Source organism: Falsochrobactrum tianjinense, from assembly GCF_019100495.1.
Taxonomy (GTDB): Bacteria; Pseudomonadota; Alphaproteobacteria; order Rhizobiales; family Rhizobiaceae; genus Brucella; species Brucella tianjinense.
The window spans coordinates 408,636-429,426 of sequence record NZ_JAHRVA010000003.1; the positions used below are offsets into that span (position 1 = coordinate 408,636).

Sequence of the window (20,791 nt, forward strand, 5' to 3'; positions counted from 1 at the left end):
TGTTCCACCTATAACGGTAGCGCCGAACGGGAATCTAGAATTGCCGGATGGTCAGGTGGTTAACTATATTGGTGGCGGATCGGGAGTTAGTGCGATTACTGTCGGAGCGGGCGGTAGCCTGACAGGCACCAATGCCACTATTTCGTCAAATGGTGTTGGTCCTGCAGGACACAGCCTCGCTGCAGGCATTCGTGCTGGCGCAAACTCAATCGTAAATCTTACGGGTGGTTCGGTTAGCGCGACTGGTTCACAATATACACGCGGTATATTGGGTAGTAGCGGCGCGCATATCGCCACTATTGGCACCGATATTTCTACAACTGGCAACAACTCTCACGGTGTGCATGTCGAAACTAACGCGACAGCCAGCATTCAGGGCGGCCTCATTTCCACACAGGGCAACGATTCCTTCGCTCTTTATTCACAGAAGGGTTCCAGCCTGACAGCCCACGATGTCACGATTGCAACTAGTGGGGTCAACGGTTTTGGTGTTTTCACCTATGGTAATAACAGCTTTCTTGAACTGGTTGGCAGTTCTATAACGACAATTGGTGAGAAAGGGCATGGTGTTGTTGCGGGTCAAGATACCAATATTATACTGACCGGAACTACCATCGGCACTTCCGGAGATCGGGCTTGGGGCATCGTTGCCGATCAAGCGAATACCTCGGTTATCGCTACTGATGTTAATATCACCACGCATAGCGATAAGCATGCATATGGTGTCTATGCCAAAGCCGCTGGACCGGAAACTGCTAATATTTCTCTTATTGGTGGCTCCATTACGACTGCAAGTGCCAAAGGACAGGGCACGCAGGACGGTGACGGGTCGCGGGGATATGCGATCCTTTCAGAGGGAGCAGGAGCAAGTGTTTCAGCAACAGGAACCACAATCCATACCGTCGGACAGCGAGCTTATGGTGCTTACGCAATTGACGGCGGTACGGTTTCATTGAACGATCTGGCAATCACCACGGAAGGCTTCATGGCCTATGGTGTTTATGCGTTGAGTGCTGGATCGGTACTGAATGCCGAGAATGTCAATATTACCACATATGGCGATGTAGGTAATGCTGCGTGGGCCGTAGAAGGTGGTACGCTAAATATCAAGGGTGGAACATTCAGCGTTCACGGTGGGGCGAATGAAAATAGTCCACATGAAGCGCCAACCGGACTGGTTGCTGTTGGTGGCGGCGGAAACTTTGGTTTAGCTTCTGGTCGCATTAATGCGGAAAATCTGACTGTCGTCACTTACGGTGATAACAGCGTCGGTTTTCAGGCCGGTGCCGATGAGGGGGCGACCTACGGGCATACGTCAGGTGAGATCAGCTTGGTTAATAGCTCAATCGCAGTTTCTGGCGAAAATTCTCATATAGGTTGGGTCCAGTATGGCAGTGTATTTTCCGCCACAGATTCTATTCTCACCTCGGAGAAAGGCCATGGTATTGGGTTGACGGACAATGCGGTTGTCACGCTTGACAACACGACAATAGCTACAGCCCAAGAAACGTTCGTAGCCTCTTTGAATAAAGCAGGACAAACCCAGAGCATCACGCTTGGTCAAGGAACCGTTGCCACGCAGAACAATGGTACGCTCCTGCGTGTCAATAGAAGCACGAATGGTGCTGATGGTGTTGTTCAGCTGACTCTCGGAGCTGGCTCCACATCCCAGGGCGATATTATCGATGAGGACGCCAAAACCACCGGTGGCACGGATGTGACGCTGGAAGAAGGTGCAAACTGGGCAGGTCTTCTGCATGGCGTTCGCAACTTCTTCGGCTTTCAGGGCGGTAGCGTCGACTTTGAGGGTGAGGCCAATGTTGCTGGTAATCTTAATGGTACTGGCACCAGCTATTCTTTCAGTAGCCAGGGCGGTACGATTGGCGGCAATGTCAATCTCGCTGATGGTTCATCGACCACGGGTGGTTCGATTGACAATCGTATCGTCGTCGGCGGCGATGTGAATGTAGATGATACATCCATTCTTGGCGGTAACTGGCGTGTTGGCGGCGATCTTAATAACGGCGGCACCTTGGCGCCGGGCAATTCCATTGGTCGCGTCGATATAGGTGGCGATCTTAATCTGACGCCTTCGTCAGTCTATCAGGTAGACGTCGATCTCAGTGGTGACGCCGATCTGGTAACGGTGGCTGGAACCGCTTATCTCGATGGTATTGTTACCGTAAGTCCGATGGACGGTTTCAAGCTGGCTTCGCCTTATACGATCCTTACCGCAGGCGCTATTGACGGGCAGTTCCAGTCCGCAAGTTTGGCCGAGCCAAGCGCATTCCTTGATACCAGTCTTGCTCAAAGTGCAACAGACGTTACCCTTACGGTTGAACGGAACAGCACCAGTTTCAGTTCGATTGCTCAGACTGCCAACCAGGTGGCCGTCGCCAATGCAATCGACCAACTGCCGCTTTCTCATGGCGTTGCAGGGGCTATTGCACTGTCTTCGGTTGAAGATGCACGTGAAGCCTTCCATCATCTTTCCGGCGATGCGAACGCATCGGTCAAGACCGGTCTGATTGAAACTGCCCATCTTACAGCGGATGCGGTCAACAACCGCTTGCGGTCGGCATTTGAAGGTGTTGGCGCGAAAGCAATGCCTGTGCTTTCATTCGCTCAATCAGCGAAAACGGGTGCGGGTGCTGCCATTGATGATGCTAGCATTGCCCAGCCTTCTTATAATTACGCATTTTGGGCAACTGGGTTCGGTTCGTGGATCGACCATGACGGGAACTCGAATGCAGGTGGTCTTAAGACCTCGACAGGTGGCTTCCTATCTGGTCTGGATGTCGGGTTTGCATCAGGCTGGCGCGTCGGGTTTGTCGGAGGCTACAGTGAGACGGATATTGATGCCAAGGGCCGTTATGCTTCGGCTACAAGCGACAATTGGCATCTGGGTGTCTATGGCGGCAACCAATGGGGGGCGCTCGGCCTGAGGGCTGGACTTATTCACACATGGCATGGCGTGGATTCTTCCCGTTCGACGTCCTATGTGGGCTATGGCGATAGTCTGGCTGCGGATTATGATGCCCGGACACTTCAGGCATTTGGCGAAGTCGGCTATCGAATCGATGTCGCTCCCGCTTCACTTGAACCATTCGCGAACCTGTCGCACATCAGACTGCGCACAGATGGCTATACCGAAAAGGGTGGGGCGTCCGCACTTACGGTTGAAAGCGAAACGACCAATACGACATTCACGACTCTGGGTGTGCGTGCGTCTACGCCTCTCCAGCTCGGCGCAACCACTGCCAATCTAAAAGGCACTATCGGCTGGAGGCACGCATACGGCGATATCACGCCAGAATCCACGCAAGCCTTTATTGGAGGCAGTGCATTCACCGTGCAGGGCGCGCCAATCGCCAAGGATGCAGCCCTTCTGGAGGCAGGCTTTGATGTTGCCATTACCAAAGCTTCGACCTTGGGTGTGAGCTATGTTGGTCAGTTCGGCAATGGAACCACCCAGAATGGCTTCAATGCTTCGTTTAACGTGAAGTTCTAATTGATATAGAAATTGCGCCCAAATATGCGATCTCTATGAATAGTTTGAGATAACTTCGCACTTAATCATGCCGCCCTGCCATAAACGGGGCGGCATTTTTAGTTAGAGGTGGCTCGGTTTGTCTGAACAGTTTCGGGCGTTTCGCTAAGTGGATTTCCGCCGCGATTATGCCGCCACCATCATTGGTGTCAGCGCGTTGAAGTAGACCTGATCCGGCGGCTGACAGGTCCAGGGAAAGACACGCTGGTCGATCGGAGTGTGGGTCAAGCCACACCTGGACGCCTTGCAGCGCCAGCCTACCAAGCGATCGATCGGTGTTTGAGACAAACCGCCCGGGAACTGGCTATCATCTTCTGACTATCTGTGTTGAAGATATCCGGCTTGCCATAGCGGGCCAGCGCTTCCTCAACCGCTTCGATGCAGAAGGCCGCTTCCATCGTGATCGACAGTCGCCACGATAAAACCTTGCGGCTGAACCAGTCCACGACGGCGCAGAGATAGACAAAACCACGCGCCATGGGGATATAGGTCAGATCCATTGCCCACACCTGGTTGGGCCGGGTGACCGCCAGCTTGCGCAGGAGATAGGGATAGATTTTGTGACCTGGCGCTGGCTTCGAGGTGTTCGGGCGGCGATAGATTGCCTCAATGCCCATCTTTTTCATCAGCGTTGCGATATGAAGCCGCCCAGTTTCCAGCCCTTCTCCTCTCAAAAGCCCTTGCAACATCCGACTTCCGGCAAAAGGGTAGTCGAGATGCAGTTCGTCGATCCGCCGCATCAAAGCCAGATCGCTGTCCGACACTGATCGTGGAGAATAGTAGACGCTGCTACGGCTGAAGCCGAGAAGCCGGGCCTGCCTTGCAACCGACAGCTTGTGCGCGCGGTCAATCATTTTTTTCCGCCCAGCAATCCCGCCTTGCCGAGCGCACCGGACAAAAAATCGTTCTCCAGCGTCAGTTCGCCGATTTTGGCATGAAGCGTTTTGACATCAACGGTTGGCCCTGTCGGTTCCGCCTTGTTCTCATCACCGAAAACGCCGGTCGCCCCCTCAAGGAGCTGGTCTTTCCACTGCTTAATCTGGTTGGCATGCACGTCGAACTGCTGGGACAATTCCACCAGTGTCTGCTCGCCTCGAATGGCGGCAAGCGCCACCTTTGCCTTGAAAGCCGGGCTGTGGTTCCGGCGTGGTCGTCTCGTCATGGTATCTCCTGTTCTCGGCATCTAAGCCGAAGTCAGGCAGAAATTCCACTTATCTCCGCTGTCCAGATTTCCCGAACCACCTCTTCTGGACCCTGCCTGTGGATAACTTTCACCTTATTTAATTGTGCTGATTTGTCGTTGACAGACACAAAAGCCTTGCAGCCACTGGCTTTTTAAACCGTAGGCACAAAAACGAAAAAGCCGGTGATATCCGGGACTTAGGTAAAAATGCTGTCTTGGGATCTTTTTTCATTTGGATCCTTGCGGCGCGTTTGAGATCCTGCAATAGTCACTTTGTCTGATTGATCAGACGCCTCCATTCCGGTGCTGGAACACCAGAATGGAGACTAACTTAGCCTGCCAAGAACAGGAGCCAAGCTTATGCTGGTTATTATCGACATTTGTCCCGGATTAAAAGATCTATGGCCTGAATTCCTCGTCGGCATGGCGGCTCGACAGCGGAAATAATTTCCACCCCTAACGCGTTCGGCGCTCTTTAAAGCCCGAACTCCCAACTTTCATTCTGGCGCTCTGGTCGTGTGCGTTCGCGCGCAACGTCACGGTCTTTGCTGTCTTCAAAATCTGACGCTGCTTGCATGGGCAAGCGCGGCCGTCCTTTCACACCCATTTTGCTCCGGCGATTGCATCGCTTCGGGGAAGGAGAAACTATGTTTGCAGAAACGGTCGTCGGTTATATCGATCTTATCGAACACAAGATGCCTGTTCGCAACTTCAGACGCGAATTAAACGCCTCACTATACTTGTCCTGGCTTTTTCATGGGATTGACCGTGCCGATGACCGGCAAAGCCAGAAGCTTGCGGCTCGCGATACACTGCTACGATGGGCGATCTGGAACGAGGGCGAGAAGCTGCTGGGATTGATCGAAGAAGCATCAGCGCGGGCAAAGGTTTCTGGTGATACGGCACCGACACGCTCAATGCCGATTACGCGTGATACGCTTAATCATGTGATCGAGTCTGTTGCGTCCAAATCAGCTCCGGCCAAAACTGACATCGAGATTGCCGCTTCAGCGCTTCCGGCAAGACCCTATGCTTTTGATTTGCTGCATTATGATGCGAAACAGAAACAACTCCGCGTATTGAGCATGGTTTACGGCGTCAGTGTGCACAAAGACACCTTGTGTCAGTGGCGCACTGCAGCATCGAACACACCATCCATGTGGGGACGTCTGGCGTCACAATATTATGGCATCGACATCGAACAATATGAATTCGCGCTGATTGATCCGTTGCTCAATGAAAGCCAGGCCGAGGAAGGGATCTGGGCACTGGCTGATCTTGATCGGCTGATCGGCGTACCGGGGGTCGCAAAGAAAGCCCTCAATGTACAGGAAGCGCTTAGGGAAGAGCTTATCATCTGGATTGGCGACACATTTGCAAAAACGGAAGCAGAGCAAGCACGGCTGATCAATAAAGAGATTGCGAAGATTGCGGTCGAAGCCATCGATAGTGCGTCTTTACCGCAAGTTCAAATCCTGATGCCTGATCACGCGTCGCGTTGACGAGATGCCGCTGGAGCGGTTCTGGCTAAAACGGAGTCGCTGAAGCCGCACTGTTTCCTTGCTGTATGCATGTCTCGATCCCAGAACCGGTTGCCGCTTTTCGGGATATGCTTAGGAATTCACTCTTCTATCCATGAGGTCGCTTCATGACCATTTCACCACCCGGCGCAAGCCGGCTTGGGCGGCATCTGCTTGCCCGCCTGAAACATGCTTTGTATCGCGACGTGCGACAGGTGTTTTGTGAACTCGATCTATTGTCTCACACTGAAGTCGACATCGACGGATTTTTCGCGATGCGCTTCGATATGCCGGACCCGGCGTCCGACCCCGGTGACGAATATAGACCGGCCATGCTTCTGACCGGTCATCCGGTTCATGACCTGCGCGCCTTGAACGCTTATCTCGGTGCCAGCTTCAATCTGAGTGCTTCCAGCGTGCAAGATCAGTTTGCCCTTTCGCTGCCATTTCCAATGTTCCTGAGCGACATGCCCCACGCTCCCGTCGAGCGAACATATCTTTTGAAATTCCTGCGCTGCTTTCATGTCGAGCCGGATATTGGCGATATCGCAGTGTGTCATCTGCTGGCACGCGCTCTGGAGGAGGGGAGTTTCGGGCAAAACCGCTTGATGGAGCTTTCACGCAGACGATCCGGACTTGTCATTATACGCACCAATATCGAAGGCTTCGAAGATATCCTGCTCCGGATGTTGAATGAACAGCGGCTTTATCGCGGGCACGTTGTGGTGCGACCCCTTGAACATTGGGGAACGACAACGATCCGGCAGTTAAAGCGCACAAGGGGCCGCCTCCGTCCGGCTGATGTCATTATCAATACTATCGATGCTGATGGATTTGAGAAACTGGCGCTGATCGATGAAGACAGCATTGGAGATGCACTGTCACGCGGCGAATGGCTTCTCGGTATCGTTGATATGCGATACGAGATTCCAGCCAAACTCAAGGTGGTAGCAGATATTGTCCTTGATACCGGTGTGCTTGACGGTGCTCTTCTCAACCGGCTGCTCGATGCGGTGACTGCACACGATGCCGACACCGTTTTTCCCGAGGAGTTCACGCTCGGTTCATTACGAGAGTTGAGACACTCGTTCCGGGACGCAGACACACGCCAGGAAACTTTTGCCTATTTGCTGGCCCAATGGGAACTGGAGGGAAGAAAGCAGGCATGCCCGGTAGAGAAGCAAAAGCAGAAAGAGGCAGATAAAAAGAAGGATAACACCGATGACAAAAACCCGTTCTCGACAGGAGAACGCGGTCGGCATGGCAGAAAGATTGTTTCCGACAGCCGATTGATTGAACCAGAACTGCTCGATGATGGCTTCAGTGACGTCGGTTCCGCAGAGAGCGCCATGCGTCGAACACCAACTCTGTGCGTGGAAAACCTGTCAGGCTATGGCGAGGCGGTGGATTGGGCGCTGGCGCTCAAGGAAGACCTTGCATTGTGGACATCAGGATCGCTCGTCTGGTCTGACATGAGCACACGGCTGCTTCTGTCCGGCCCGCCTGGCACCGGCAAGACCACTTTTGCACGGGCGCTGTGTAACAGCCTGTGCATTCCTGTCCTTGCAACGTCTATCGCAACATGGCTTCGGATGAGCCATCTTGGTGATGTGTTGCTACGCATGAAGAGTGCTTTTGAAGAAGCGGCGTCTCATGCCCCGGTCATTCTGTTTATTGATGAGATCGACAGCATCGGGCGGCGACAGGATCCGTCGCGCGATTATGCGGATTACTGGAACGCTGTCGTCAATCAACTGCTGGAATTGATGGATGGCGCAGTTAGACAGGAAGGCATCGTCATTGTGGGTGCGACCAACCGGCCTGACGATATTGATGAAGCATTGTTACGGTCAGGACGGCTGGAAACCCATGTCCGGATACCAAAACCTGACACGGATGCATTGGTCGGCATTCTCGCGCATCATCTGGGCGCTGATCTCGATGCTGTGCTGGAAACACGACAAGCGGAGCAACAGCGATGACGGCTTGCAAATCAGATGAACGTCTCAGGCGTTTGCACGATCTGCGCCCTCTGGCGTTAAAGGCACAGGGCATGACCGGGGCCGATATTGAGCGGATTGTGCGTCAGGCCCGCCAGCAGGCACGCCGAAAGAAGCGCCAGCTTACATGGAAGGATATTGAAAACGGCATTACCGGCAATCGCCGGGCGATCCTGCCGGAAGAGCGCTGGCGCATGGCAGGCCATGCTCTCATCCGTCATGTGCTACAAGTCGGCCATCCGCTGACGCTCAGCATTGAAGAACAGGTGGGGTTCGGTTTTGCAATGGAGCGTCGCAAGCTTATTCCGCTGGAAAAGGATTGCGAAGACAATCTTGCCGTGATGCTGGCGGGAAGGGCGGCGGAAGAGCTTGTTCTTGGAGATGTCTCTGTCGGCTCCGGGATGCGACCGGGAAGTGATCTCGCCAATGCAACTGATCTGACGCTGGCAATGGAAACGACATACGGCTTTGCCAGAGAGCGGCCATTGCTGTTTTGCGACGGCGTGGCACGAGGGGAACTGCTCCATGCGGACCATCCTGTAACGAACCGTGTCAATGAGCGGCTGCAAAAAGCCTATGACGCCGCCCGTCACGGACTTGTCCGTTACGCGGCAGCACACAGAACGCTTGCCGAGGCATTGCTCGAACATGGCGTTCTGGAGGGTGAAACCGTCACCGCTATTCTCAACGATGCCGTCCAGCGACAGGATCAGCAAGGCAGTCATGCTTCGGTGAGCGCAGTGGATAGCAGGTCTCAGGAGACGAACACACCCGGCCCGACCTGAGCGGTCGCCCCGGCTGGCGCCCAACTCAACCAACAATCCGGGTTCATTCCAAAACGTGCTCGTCTGCTCGAACGCGAACGATCCCGCATATTCAATGAAAGGAATATCTCATGGCAATTATCGCAAACGATGGCGCATTCAACCGGGAAAGACTTGCAGCAGAAATCAAGACCCTGAAAGCGCTTGTTCATGATCTCGAACGCCTGCTCAATGGTGAGCATCCAGATCCCAAGGAGCTGGCGGATGCGCCATTGATCGACAACTGGGATTTTGATCGTCGGGACGCCGTATGCCTTGTCGGCACATTCCTGGGTCATCCGCGTCTGGGGCGTATCGTTCCTAACGGCATGACCTCCGAACTTTGGTACATAAACCCGGACGCAGGATATGCCCGTACATTCAGCCGCTTCTACAGGCTCGGTAAATCGGCCCGGTTTCGAGGCGACAAGCGTTAACACGTTCAAGTTGGCCAGTTAAGGCTGGCGCGGTCAGCATGGTTTAGTATCGTTCTTCTGCGTCGGCTGGCAGTATGTTGCGGATGGGCTCCAGAAGGCGGCGGCTGTTGAACCAATCTTCCCATTCCAATGTTGCGAAGTCCACGGCTTCGAAGTTCCGCAAGGCCCTCGTCTGTAGATGAGGCTCCCTCAAAAGGGCTGTGCATCGCCGCATAATAATCTTGTCTATTTTCTAATCGGCTGTAAATTCCGCATGAATTTATGCAGTTGCGGTTTTCTGTTAGCACAGATTTCAATCGATAATGTTTCGGTCCAGCAAACCGCTACAAATTGTTTCACTCACACCTGTGCTTGAGCCTTTCTGCTTATGCCGACTGTCCCGTCGAAATGGGTGCAGTTCAGAGTCCTAAATGTGCCGCATTCGCCAGCAACGACGGAGTTGACTTTACAGTTACATTTCTTCAATTACGCTACGGCGGACTGAGTAAATTTATTCGAGAAGATGGCTGTCGTGACAAATAGCAGATTGGCCCGGAAAAATCATGAGTATCGAGATATCTAGAGCGGAAGTGCCTCATGAGGTTGGAATGGCAGAGCCAACCAAAGGAGCTAAGGTGGCCATAGGGGACATTTCGGAGGCTTTATCGAAATATCGCTTAGCGTTAATTTTCGGATGGCAGGATGTCGCTCAACGATATCGTCGCTCTAGAGTGGGGGCTTTTTGGCTCACGCTCAACATGGCGGTTTTTATTGGTGCGCTTGGTTTGATTTTTGGCACACTTTTCCAAAGCGAAATGCGCGAGTTTCTGCCGTATCTCTGCGCAGGAATCATTACTTGGGGATTTATCTCAACGGTTATTGGCGAGGGCTGCACAACTTTTACCTCGTCTGAAGGTATAATTCTGCAAGTCCGTATGCCATTGTTTACGCATATATTGCGTACAATCTGGCGTAACGTTGTAATATTTGCTCATAACATCGTTATTTTTCCCATTTTGTTCATCATCCTTGGCAGAATGCTGAGTTTCAATGTGCTGTGGGCGCTTCCTGGGTTTTTGGTGATATGTGTCAATCTTGCGTGGATGACACTGATCTTGGCGGTTTTGTGCGCCAGATTTCGCGATATGACGCAGGTCGTGACAAACGTGTTGCAAGTGATGTTTTATGCGACGCCTATCATGTGGATGGTGAAAATTCTTCCCGATCATGTTTCGCGCGCCTTTATAGAATGGAATCCATTCTTTCACTTGATAGAACTTGTCAGAGCTCCTCTGCTCGGGGCGGCTCCAACAATGCTCGACTGGAGCTTTACAATTGCTCTTGCGATTGTCGGTTGGATTGTCGCAATCGTGTTTTTCGGGCGGTATCGTTGGCGTGTAGCGTATTGGTTGTAGGCAATGAGTGCAATTAAGCTTCAAAATGTAAGCGTTGAATTTCCTATTTATAATTCATCGAGCCGTTCGCTAAAAAATCGTGTTCTCAGTATCGCAACAGGCGGAAAGATTGAAAGACGTACAGACCGCCTTGTGATTGTGCGTGGTCTTGATAATGTGTCTCTGACCTTTAGGGATGGGGATCGGGTAGGGCTGATTGGGCATAATGGCTCCGGTAAAACCACCTTATTACGAGTGCTATCGGGTATTTACACGCCAACGCATGGAAGTGCTGTTATTGATGGACATTGTGTCTCGTTGATTAACATCAACTTGGGTATCGATCCGGATGCAACGGGGCGTGAGAATATTCGCCTTCGTTCGGCGATGATGGGAATGCCGCCAGAAGAAATTGCAGAGAAATTCGATCAAATTGCCGATTTTTCGGGACTTGGAGAGTTTCTCGATGTGCCCTTCCGTACCTATTCATCAGGTATGCAGTTGCGGTTGGCTTTCGCCACATCGACGGCTGTTCGGCCGGAAATATTGATTATGGATGAGTGGCTTTCGACCGGGGATGAAGATTTCAAGGATCGGGCCAACACTCGTATGCGTGAATTGGTAGATTCTACGAAAATTCTGGTTCTTGCCAGCCATTCGAAAGAATTGATGGAAAAAAATTGCAACAGAGTAATCTGGCTTGAACATGGGCGTGTGAAGATGGACGGTAATCCTGCGGACATTCTGCCAGCTTATTTTGGAGCCTGACACGCAAGAATTGTTCCACTCAACAAAGTTGATGAGCAACTTTAGCTCTTCATTTTGTGGCTGTGTCCGGCATAACGCTGTTATGCGCTTATGCAGGAAATGTTCCAGAGGAAAAAATCTGATATTTGTATCATGTGCCACGCCATATACGTTTAAATGCTAGATTTGAAATATCCAATCGATACATAAACTTGGTAGTGGTTTTGGATCCCAACTTGTGCGCCCAATTTCAAGGCTTAAGCTACAAGATATTGGGATAAGCCACTTGGCGCGATAGTGAGGGCTTACCACCATGAAACAGTTGCGAAGCCGTTTTCGCCAATTAACTAATGGGTTACGTTATCTGGCTCGCGGAGATTTTTCCGGTCTGGCACGTCGGCTAAGATGGTATCGGGATGAACAGACACAAGTGAAGTTGCATCGTCGACTGACGAGCGGGAATACACGTGCATGGGGAATTATGTGCACGCAGCATACTCTTTTTATAGCAAATGCAATATCCCGTCGTTTGTCCACACATGGTATCTCAAGTGAAGTTCTGACAGGTCCTCTGGAGGATTTCAGCCATGAGTTTTACATCGTTCTCTGCCCCCAGATGTTTGCGCAACTTCCCCCTACCGACAAACGTGTCGTATTTCAATTAGAGCAGTCGGTGAGTTCTCGTTGGTTTACGCCTGAATATATAAAGATCCTCAAGGATTCACTTGGCGTCCTTGATTATTCTCTTAGCAATATAGATTTTCTTGCTCGGAAAGGGGTTGGGTATCCTAAGGTACATTATTTGCCAATTGGCGCTGTTCAGGGCGGTATTGATGATGAAGTGCTCAAAAAATACGATTTTGTTTTCTACGGGGATAATCTGAGTTCTGAACGCAGGCGAAAATTCCTATCGCGTCTTCAGCAAAAATATAAAGTTAAAATATGCAACGATGTATTCGGCGATGAAATGTATAAGATCATTCGTCAGGCACGGGTTGTTATAAATATTCATTATTATGATGGCGCTTTGCTGGAAACGCCGCGTATTTGTGAGTGCATCTCTTTGGGCGTACCGGTCCTTTCCGAGGGAGCGCAAGATCAGAGCGAATATCCAGAAATTGAAGGGGCCGTACGCTTTTTCGACGAGGGGTCAGTAGAGGGCATGATGAGCGCCGCCGCCCAGATGCTTGACGATATAAGTTCCCTGAAACAAGCTGTTCAACATGCCGTTTCTACGAGTTCCAAACGTTTCGAATTTATGTTGGATCGCTTCCTAGTGGTCTTAGGGGCAATTCCCGCGAATGCTATTCTCGAGAATTCTGTCTGCATTGCCGATAGTAGCAATTTTTTTGCTCTCTCGTTGCCTGAGACAATTGAACGGCGAAAAACAATAGCCCGTACGCGGCCTGAAACTTGCCAATTGTTCGATGGAATTCGCCACAGGATCGGCTGGATTGGATGCGGTAGCAGCTTCAATGCTCTGTCACGATATGCACTCTCCAATAAGATTGAGAGACTGACAGTTATGGAAGATGATGCCCTTCTTCCACAAAATTTTGATGAAGTTCTGCAACAGGTTAACCAATATCTAGATACCAGAAGAAATAACTGGGATATTTTTTCGGGTTTAATGGCTGATATTAATCCTGAAGCGGAAGTGCTGTCCGTAGAGACGGTTGGTAATCGCACCTACGTCATAATCGATAAAATGACCAGTATGGTATTCAACATATATAATCGGAGTGCTTTGGAATTATTATCAAAATGGAATCCGCTTGATACGGATGCAGTCACGAACACGGTGGATAGATATTTGGAAAGGCAGAAAGGACTCCGGGTGGTTGTTTGTATCCCATTTGTGGTTGGATATAATGAAGACGTCACTTCCACTCTGTGGGGTTTTGACAATAGCCGTTATACGCCGATGATCGCAAAAGCGGAGAAAAAAATTGAGGCGATGGCTCGCGCTTGGCAGATAAAAAATGGTTAACGCCTATTTCTAGAATTGCTCTTATAAGGCTGTTTTTGCAGCTCTGTTTCAGCTATCCCTTATTTATTGATAGTGCAAAATAATGGATATGGTTGCCAGATCGAAAAATCGTCCGATGTGCCTGATATCCGTATAACGCTCGAACGATGTGAAACTGCCTCAACTTGTGAATTTTTGGAACATTTATATGTATTACGTACGTCGAGCTAGCCATGTTTTAAAAACGAGAGGCGTAAAGGGCTTAGTAGCGCACAGTTTGAAGTTTATTAATTTTAAATTGGGTACGTACGAAATTTCCTCCTACATTACTGACCAAAAACTCCAAGGTGGGAAGTTGAATAACATTGGTGCTGTCACGGCACGAACATTGCCTGATGATGTCAACCCATCTTTAAATATTCCTTTTAAACAATCGGAAAATGAAATTGTCTTCGACAGGGTAGCTGTCGTCGCACATATTTTTTATCCTGAATTAACAGAGGAAATGATCGGTTATATTAAAAATATTCCTCTGCCTTTCGGGTTTTTTATTACGACAGATACAGAAGAAAAGAAAAACAGGATTCGTGAAACAATCGACCGGGCAGATGTCGAGGCGATTGAGATTGAAATTCGTGTGACACCAAACAAGGGTCGCGATATTGCACCTAAATATATTGCTTTTCGTGATGTTTATGAGCGGTATGAAGCATTTTTACATGTTCATTCAAAAAAATCCTTGCACGCCGATGGGCTTGGAAACGTCTGGCGCAGCTATTTGTTCGACAATTTGGCAGGTAGCAAAGACATCGCTAGATCCAATTTAGAGATACTTTCGTCTGAAAATATTGGCGTCGTTTACCCAGAGCATGCCAAGCCAGTAAAACAGCATATAAATTGGGGTTTTGATTTCCCAATTGCCAAAGAGCTGTTGGCAAGAATTGGCGTCGTTCTGGATTCGAATACGATCCTTGAGTTTCCTTCGGGATCGATGTTCTGGGGGCGTTCGGCGGCTATTAAACAGCTTCTCGATCTCGATTTATCTTTTGACGATTTTCCAGAAGAAAATGCTCAAATCGATGGCACTCTCGCACACGCAATAGAGAGGTCATTATTACTTTTTGTCGAGAGATCAGGGCATAGTTGGGCGCGCATAAATACGCAGGCACCCAAGAAAAACCGACTTGGCGTCAATCGTAAATTCATACCGCTCTTGGGTTCGGAGCAGGGTGCGGTTGGAGTGGCTTCTATGAAAATAGGAGAAACACTCCGCATACTCGCTGCTCCCCAGCGGATTGAGAGGCGGCGATTAAATCTCATGTTGCCCATCGTTGATCCAGCTTCGATCTTCGGGGGGATCGATACTGCGCTTAAAATATTTGATCAGATAGTGGCTACAGCTGGCGAAGATGTAGATGTCCGCGTTATCGTAACAGAAGCTCGTGTGGGAGATGTCCCAGATAATTTGAAAGACTATATTGTTCAGCAGATAGGCGATGAGGCTCCCGCAAAACGGGTTATTGTTGATGCGACGCAGAGAAGACAGAAATATCTGGATATCCGTCCCGATGACGTTTTTATCGCTACGGCTTGGTGGACCGCATTGAACGCATTTCGGTTGCACGACCTTCAGAAAAGCTTGTTTGGCAATGCGCCAAAAGTTGTCTACCTGATACAGGACTTTGAACCCGATTTTTATGGCTGGTCAACCCGTTATGCCTTGGCGGAATCGACCTATATGCGAGGCGATGATACTATAGCGCTCATCAATACGGAGGAACTTCTGCACTATTTTGAAACGAAATATAATCACCCTACCAAGATGCTCATAAGCTATACGCCGAATGCAAAGGTTGATGCCACGCTCATTCGCTTGCTGCGGGAAAGAATTATTCTGTTCTATTCGAGGCCTGCTGCGTTGCGGAATTGTTTTGAATCGGGAGTTGACGGCTTAGCCCTTTGGGCACGAAGGAACCCTGTTCTGGCTAACAAATGGAAGGTATACTGCATTGGCGAAGAATTTGATTCCTCTCTTGCGCGATCAGTACCAAATTGCACTGTCACTGGTAAAATGTCGCTTGATGAATATGCCCGTCTGTTAAGCCAGGCCTCTATTGGCCTCTCGCTTATGATCTCGCCTCATCCAAGTTATCCTCCTCTGGAAATGGCCTATTCTGGCATCAGGACAATAACCAACAAATATATGAATAAAGATCTTTCCCGCAGAAGCAGTTTCATAACAAGCATCGATTTGCCTACGCCTGAGTTAATTGCACAGGCGCTGGAGGATGAGGTCAATCGTGCTGAGAAAGAAATGATCGGTCGGATAACACCGATCAGAAATAAAATCGAAGATATACCAGTCGAAGTTCCTGGATTCGATCCTGCTGCCGTTATTCGACTACTAGGATGAATCATAGCCTCATAGTAGGCTATGGTTAAAACGTGAGTTTAGAAGCTTCGCTTGATGGAATGTGTGCGTAAGAGGTTTCGGAAAATTCCAGACTTTAGAACAGTTTCATATGCCAATCGCGATATCATGACGGGTCCAATTATGCGCCAAAATGACGACACAAAAATTCTTCTGGACATCATCTCCGAACTGAATATTGGAGATGAATTTTTCTGGATGCCGGATCGGCTGGTCCCTTTTGAGCACTGGGTTGGACATATCCCGTTCATTTTCTGGTTGATGAAGGTTTCCAAGCCTGTACGTTTTGTGGAGTTGGGGACCCATCGAGGAAATTCTTACTGCGCGATGTGCCAGGCGGTGGCAACCCTGCAACTTGGCTCGACCGGGACGGCAGTGGATACTTGGCAGGGCGATGTTCACATGGAGCGCGAGGGTGGCTTATTTGAAGAAGTCAGCGCATACCACGATCCGAAATATTCCGCCTTTTCTACATTGTTGCGGGCGATTTTTGATCAGGCTCGCCCTTACTTTTCAGATCGTTCTATAGATTTGCTGCATATCGACGGAACGCACACATATGAGGCGGTTCGGCACGACTTCGAAACCTGGAAGTCAGCGATGTCCGATCGTGGGATAGTGTTATTCCATGATATTGAGGTGCGTAGAGACGATTTCGGAGTATGGAAACTATGGGAAGAGTTGCGAGATCAATACCCTTCCATCGGCTTCAAACATAGTCATGGCTTGGGTGTAATTGCTGTCGGAGCAGATCAACCGCCAGAGGTTGCTGCACTTTTTGAACTAGCAAAAGATCCAGCCAAAAAGGCGAGAATACGAACGCTCTTTTCCAGCAGAGGCGCAGCTCTGGTTAACCAGTTGGTATTGTTCAGGACCAAGACTGCATTGGAAGACCATATTGGTTCATTGAAAAATGAATTGCATGAAGTTCACTCGAGTTTGATAGAGCTAAGGAATGCAAGCGAAGAACTGTCAAAAAATAACAGCAGTTTGCTAAGTGATGCTCAGTTGCAGGCAAACAAGATTGATCTTCAAAATAAAAATATAGAGTCTCAGCGTAGGGAAATCGAAGAATTAAGACAACACATCGCCCGCGAGAGCGACGCTCGTATAAATGTCGAGCGCGCACTTTCAGAGGTGACCGGTAGTACTTCGTGGATACTAACGGCCCCAGTTCGCAAGGGATTGTTGCGTTTTCCTAAGCTTGCCCGGTTGGGACGTGTAGCGATAAAAGGAACATGGTGGACGCTTACTGGGCAATTGCCAGCGCGATTACGTGCAAGAAGAGCCTTTCTTAATGCGGCTAATGGATCGCAAAGGCTGCTTACTACCGGTTCGAAGTTACGTATAATCCCACATTATTTGGACCCTAATCCCTTTAAAAAAAACCTGCCAATATTGAGGGGCGATTTTAGCGTCGCAGTTCATCTTCATTTACATTATGAAGATATGCTTGATGGTATTCTTGAACGATTGAAGAACATTCCGGTGAAATTCGATCTGTTCGTTTCTGTTAATTTGGATGCGAACAAATCGGATATCCGCAAGCGCTGTATGGAGGCGCTCTCACGCGTCTCCAAAGTTTATGTTCAAGACGTTCCAAATCGGGGCCGAGATATTGCACCGATGATCGTTCAATTCGGTGCGAAATTGGCGAAGTACGATATCTTCGGTCACTTCCACACGAAGAAGAGCCCTCATAATGCATCACTCTCTCAATGGTCCTCTGAGATATTCGACATACTTTTAGGGAAAAAAGGTGATGATACACAAACCGTAGATCAGATTTTTGAACTTTTACAAAATCGCGCTAAGGTTATTGTTCCACAGGAATTGACACATATTATAAGAGATCCAAAAGGCTGGAGCGAAAATTTTGAATTGGCTCGTGAAATTGTTGAGCGCTATACAAAGTATTCGATTGATAAAGATATAGATGTAGATTTTCCAGAAGGCTCTATGTTTTGGGCGCGGGGAAATGCACTAACTGAGTTCTTAAAGCTTCCACTCACAGTTAATGATTTTCCGTTGGAGCCAATTGCCAGCGATGGAACAATAGCTCACGCTTTGGAGCGTCTTATCCTTTTGTTCGCAGACCGGTCTGAGGGAGAGATATTTAGGCTGTATATAACCGATTCCATAAAGGATTATCGTTATTACGAAAATCAGGAGGATTTTTCGTCAGACACGAAAAATTCCGATGTAAAAATATTGTCTTATTATTTGCCTCAATTTCATCCTACTCCAGAGAACGACGAGTGGCATGGCAAGGGGTTTACAGAGTGGACTAAAGTACGCGCGACTAATCCGCTTTTTGAAGGTCACTATCAACAACACATTCCACATAGTGATACCGGATATTATTTGCTCGATAGTCCAAACGTACTGCGTTTGCAGGCAGATCAGATGAAAAAATCTGGTGTTTATGGCCAGGTTTTCTATCATTACTGGTTTGGTGGGCGGCTAATTCTGGAAGAGCCAGCACAAATGCTACTGGCAAATAAAGACATTCCTATGCCATTCTGCTTTTGCTGGGCCAATGAGAACTGGACAAAGCGCTGGGACGGGAATGAAAGTGAAGTTCTTCTTGGCCAAAAATACTCTGCCGAAGATGCACAAGCCTTTATTCGCTACCTGATCCCCTTCTTCAAGGATGAACGATATATCAAAGTTGATGGACGTCCGGTATTGTTTGTATATCGGCCGTCCCACATTGTGACGGCCCGTGAATATGTCGCTGTATGGCGTGAGGTTTGTAAAGAAGAAGGGTTACAGGAGCCTTATATTGTTGCGGTTCTGACACGTGGTGCGGCTAACCCGCAAGAATTCGATATGGATGCGGGTGTCGAACGGGTGCTTCATGACTGGACAGCTGGAGCTGTCCCTGAGATGAAGGATGAATTGAAACAATATGTTCCTATGCAGGGGAGCGTTCTCTCTTATCCAAAAGTGGCTGAATTTTATGGTTCACAAACGGAGCCGAAAGACTTTACTTATCTGCGCTCCGTTGTGCCGATGTGGGACAATACCCCGCGCTATAACGATGCCGGGATTATGCTTCACGGTGGTACGCCTCAAGTCTTCCAAGAGTGGTTGGAAAACTCAATAGATTATAGCCGTAAGCACCTATCTGAATCAGAACGATTTATCGTGGTCAACGCATGGAATGAATGGGCTGAAGGTGCACATCTGGAGCCTGATACGCGGCATGGCTATGCTTATCTAAACTCCATTGGGAGGGCATTAACCGGCAAGGAATATGCATGCGCATTGAATGATGAAATGGAGATCGCTCCCGAAACCACAGTTCTGCTATCGGTGCCTGATTTTATTATAGATGGATTAAAGGGCGACCCGGTATTGTCTGAAAAATTCGTCTGGTGCCTGAAAAATTCTACGATATTCAAGAAAGCCCGGGTTTCAGTTTCATCCTCTCGTTTGGCCGAACGGCTAACGGATAGCGTGCCACAGGATACTGAACCAACGGATTTCACAATTGAATTTCATTCTCCATGCGTATTCACGCCGACGGTCTTAGAGCAGATGGTGCGGACTGCCGCCAGAACGGGTGCGGCAGTAATTCCAAATTTTTACGGACATGATAAGTCATTTTTAAATGTGACGGAAAATGGATCTGTGGAAGCAAGTTCCTTATATACAAGTCCTGTCATTGTTTTTTCACATGAAGCCAAAATGGATGGTTTCGCTAACGTCCGAATGCGTACGGATGCACGGTGTTTTCTTTCAAATCCCAGTATTGTTAAGCCTGCTGATCGCCCATTCATCACCACGGTTATTCGAATTCATGATGCGGCTGATTTTACCGAACTGCGGAATGCCCTTTATTCACTATTTGCAATGATTGGCTGTAATATAGTTCCGCTTATCGCAGCACAGGATTTGAGCGAGAAAAAGAAGTCTGAGTTAGATCATCTACTCGCTGAGTTTGGAACAAGCGAATATTTTCGACCGCATATAATGCATTTTGTATCGTCTGATAGAAAAAACGATATCCGCTCCAAGATGCTTAATGAGGCTCTTCGCGCCGTTAAAACCAGATATGCTGGGTTTCTTGATTACGATGACCTTTTATTGCCGACAGCTTATGAATGGCTTGTCAGCCGTTTAAAGGTCACCAATACAGCAATATCATTTGGTCGTACCTTTGTAGCTCATTATTTTTCTGGGAAAAATATTTTGGTCGATAGATCAAAGGTTTATGAATATGGTTATTCCTATGAGGAATTTGTAAGCAATAATCATGCGCCAATTCATAGTTTTTTACTCGATTTAAGTTTTTTGAACGTCGAAAATACAAAGTATTTTGATGATCATAAATATATGGAGGATTATTATCTTATGCTGCAATTAGTCACTAAGGACAATGCGGATTGGGAGGGGTTGAAGTTAAATCATTATGTAGGTGATTACATACATGCGATTGATCGAGAGCATACGTTGGCTGTATTAGGAGATGATGAAAAATCAAGGATATCAAAGAGTGAAGAATATTTGGTATGCGAACAACGCATTCATGAGTTAAGATATCAAATTGATAAATGAACGGATTTTGCAGATAGAGCCTCTTTTGACGATATTCTGACATTAGAACCAGCATTAGTGCTGGCATTAATATCAGAATTTAGAGGTTGGCATGGCTCGCATGGAGATACTACCGGGCATTGAACGAAGGCGGCGGTGATCTAAAGCAGTCAAGCTGGAGATATTGGCCGAAGCGGATCAGCTAGGAGTGCATATTGGGGATGTCGCCCGCTGCT

10 protein-coding genes and 2 pseudogenes are annotated in these 20,791 nt (G+C 48.8%); 10 read left to right on the top strand and 2 right to left on the bottom strand.

Going from position 1 to position 20,791, the window contains the following annotated elements:
* Positions 1-55 precede the first annotated feature (55 nt).
* On the top strand, positions 56-3,511 hold the full coding sequence (locus tag KUG47_RS09670) for an autotransporter domain-containing protein (protein WP_217677741.1): 3,456 nt from the start codon (positions 56-58) through the stop codon (positions 3,509-3,511).
* A gap of 359 nt (positions 3,512-3,870) precedes the next feature.
* On the opposite strand, the pseudogene KUG47_RS09675 reads toward KUG47_RS09670, so the two are convergent.
* Positions 3,871-4,712, bottom strand: a pseudogene (locus KUG47_RS09675) (IS3 family transposase); the annotation flags it as partial.
* Between the two features lie 596 nt (positions 4,713-5,308).
* On the opposite strand from KUG47_RS09675, the gene KUG47_RS09680 reads away from it, so the two are divergent.
* The 4 genes from KUG47_RS09680 (at position 5,309) to KUG47_RS09695 (ending at position 9,493) form a co-directional block, all read left to right on the top strand.
* On the top strand, positions 5,309-6,235 hold the full coding sequence (locus KUG47_RS09680; RefSeq protein ID WP_217677742.1) for a hypothetical protein: 927 nt from the start codon (positions 5,309-5,311) through the stop codon (positions 6,233-6,235).
* Positions 6,236-6,381: 146 nt separating this feature from the next.
* A complete protein-coding gene (locus tag KUG47_RS09685; RefSeq protein ID WP_217677743.1) occupies positions 6,382-8,235 on the top strand; it encodes an AAA family ATPase in 1,854 nt (617 codons plus the stop codon).
* Positions 8,232-9,038, top strand: a complete 807-nt coding sequence (locus KUG47_RS09690; RefSeq protein ID WP_217677744.1) for an ATP-dependent metallopeptidase FtsH/Yme1/Tma family protein — start codon at positions 8,232-8,234, stop codon at positions 9,036-9,038. Before KUG47_RS09685 ends, KUG47_RS09690 begins: the two co-directional genes overlap by 4 nt.
* 110 nt (positions 9,039-9,148) lie before the next feature.
* Positions 9,149-9,493: a DUF6634 family protein gene (locus KUG47_RS09695; protein ID WP_217677745.1), complete on the top strand. Its 345-nt coding sequence runs from the start codon at positions 9,149-9,151 to the stop codon at positions 9,491-9,493.
* A 43-nt stretch (positions 9,494-9,536) separates the two neighbouring features.
* On the opposite strand, the pseudogene KUG47_RS16860 reads toward KUG47_RS09695, so the two are convergent.
* Positions 9,537-9,676, bottom strand: a pseudogene (locus tag KUG47_RS16860) (IS3 family transposase); the annotation flags it as partial.
* A gap of 359 nt (positions 9,677-10,035) precedes the next feature.
* On the opposite strand from KUG47_RS16860, the gene KUG47_RS09700 reads away from it, so the two are divergent.
* The 5 genes from KUG47_RS09700 to KUG47_RS09720 all read left to right on the top strand — a co-directional run bounded on the left by KUG47_RS09700 (position 10,036) and on the right by KUG47_RS09720 (position 20,576).
* Entirely contained in the window at positions 10,036-10,887 is an 852-nt protein-coding gene (locus tag KUG47_RS09700) for an ABC transporter permease (RefSeq protein ID WP_217677746.1), read from the top strand.
* Between the two features lie 3 nt (positions 10,888-10,890).
* Positions 10,891-11,634, top strand: a complete 744-nt coding sequence (locus tag KUG47_RS09705) for an ABC transporter ATP-binding protein (RefSeq protein WP_217677747.1) — start codon at positions 10,891-10,893, stop codon at positions 11,632-11,634.
* A gap of 292 nt (positions 11,635-11,926) precedes the next feature.
* Entirely contained in the window at positions 11,927-13,603 is a 1,677-nt protein-coding gene (locus tag KUG47_RS09710) for a glycosyltransferase family protein (RefSeq protein ID WP_217677748.1), read from the top strand.
* 187 nt (positions 13,604-13,790) lie between these two features.
* Positions 13,791-15,995 (top strand): rhamnan synthesis F family protein, encoded by a 2,205-nt coding sequence (locus tag KUG47_RS09715; RefSeq protein WP_217677749.1) that lies wholly within the window; start codon positions 13,791-13,793, stop codon positions 15,993-15,995.
* A 126-nt stretch (positions 15,996-16,121) separates the two neighbouring features.
* On the top strand, positions 16,122-20,576 hold the full coding sequence (locus KUG47_RS09720; RefSeq protein WP_217677750.1) for a glycoside hydrolase family 99-like domain-containing protein: 4,455 nt from the start codon (positions 16,122-16,124) through the stop codon (positions 20,574-20,576).
* The last annotated feature ends 215 nt before the right edge of the window (positions 20,577-20,791 follow it).

Bases quoted from the DNA above. Each gene is read 5' to 3' on its own strand.
- KUG47_RS09710 (WP_217677748.1), top strand. From the start codon at position 11,927: ATGAAACAGTTGCGAAGCCGTTTTCGCCAATTAACTAATGGGTTACGT.
- KUG47_RS09705 (WP_217677747.1), top strand. From the start codon at position 10,891: ATGAGTGCAATTAAGCTTCAAAATGTAAGCGTTGAATTTCCTATTTAT.
- KUG47_RS09690 (WP_217677744.1), top strand. From the start codon at position 8,232: ATGACGGCTTGCAAATCAGATGAACGTCTCAGGCGTTTGCACGATCTG.
- KUG47_RS09720 (WP_217677750.1), top strand. From the start codon at position 16,122: ATGACGGGTCCAATTATGCGCCAAAATGACGACACAAAAATTCTTCTG.
- KUG47_RS09695 (WP_217677745.1), top strand. From the start codon at position 9,149: ATGGCAATTATCGCAAACGATGGCGCATTCAACCGGGAAAGACTTGCA.
- KUG47_RS09680 (WP_217677742.1), top strand. From the start codon at position 5,309: ATGGGCAAGCGCGGCCGTCCTTTCACACCCATTTTGCTCCGGCGATTG.
- KUG47_RS09685 (WP_217677743.1), top strand. From the start codon at position 6,382: ATGACCATTTCACCACCCGGCGCAAGCCGGCTTGGGCGGCATCTGCTT.
- KUG47_RS09700 (WP_217677746.1), top strand. From the start codon at position 10,036: ATGAGTATCGAGATATCTAGAGCGGAAGTGCCTCATGAGGTTGGAATG.
- KUG47_RS09715 (WP_217677749.1), top strand. From the start codon at position 13,791: ATGTATTACGTACGTCGAGCTAGCCATGTTTTAAAAACGAGAGGCGTA.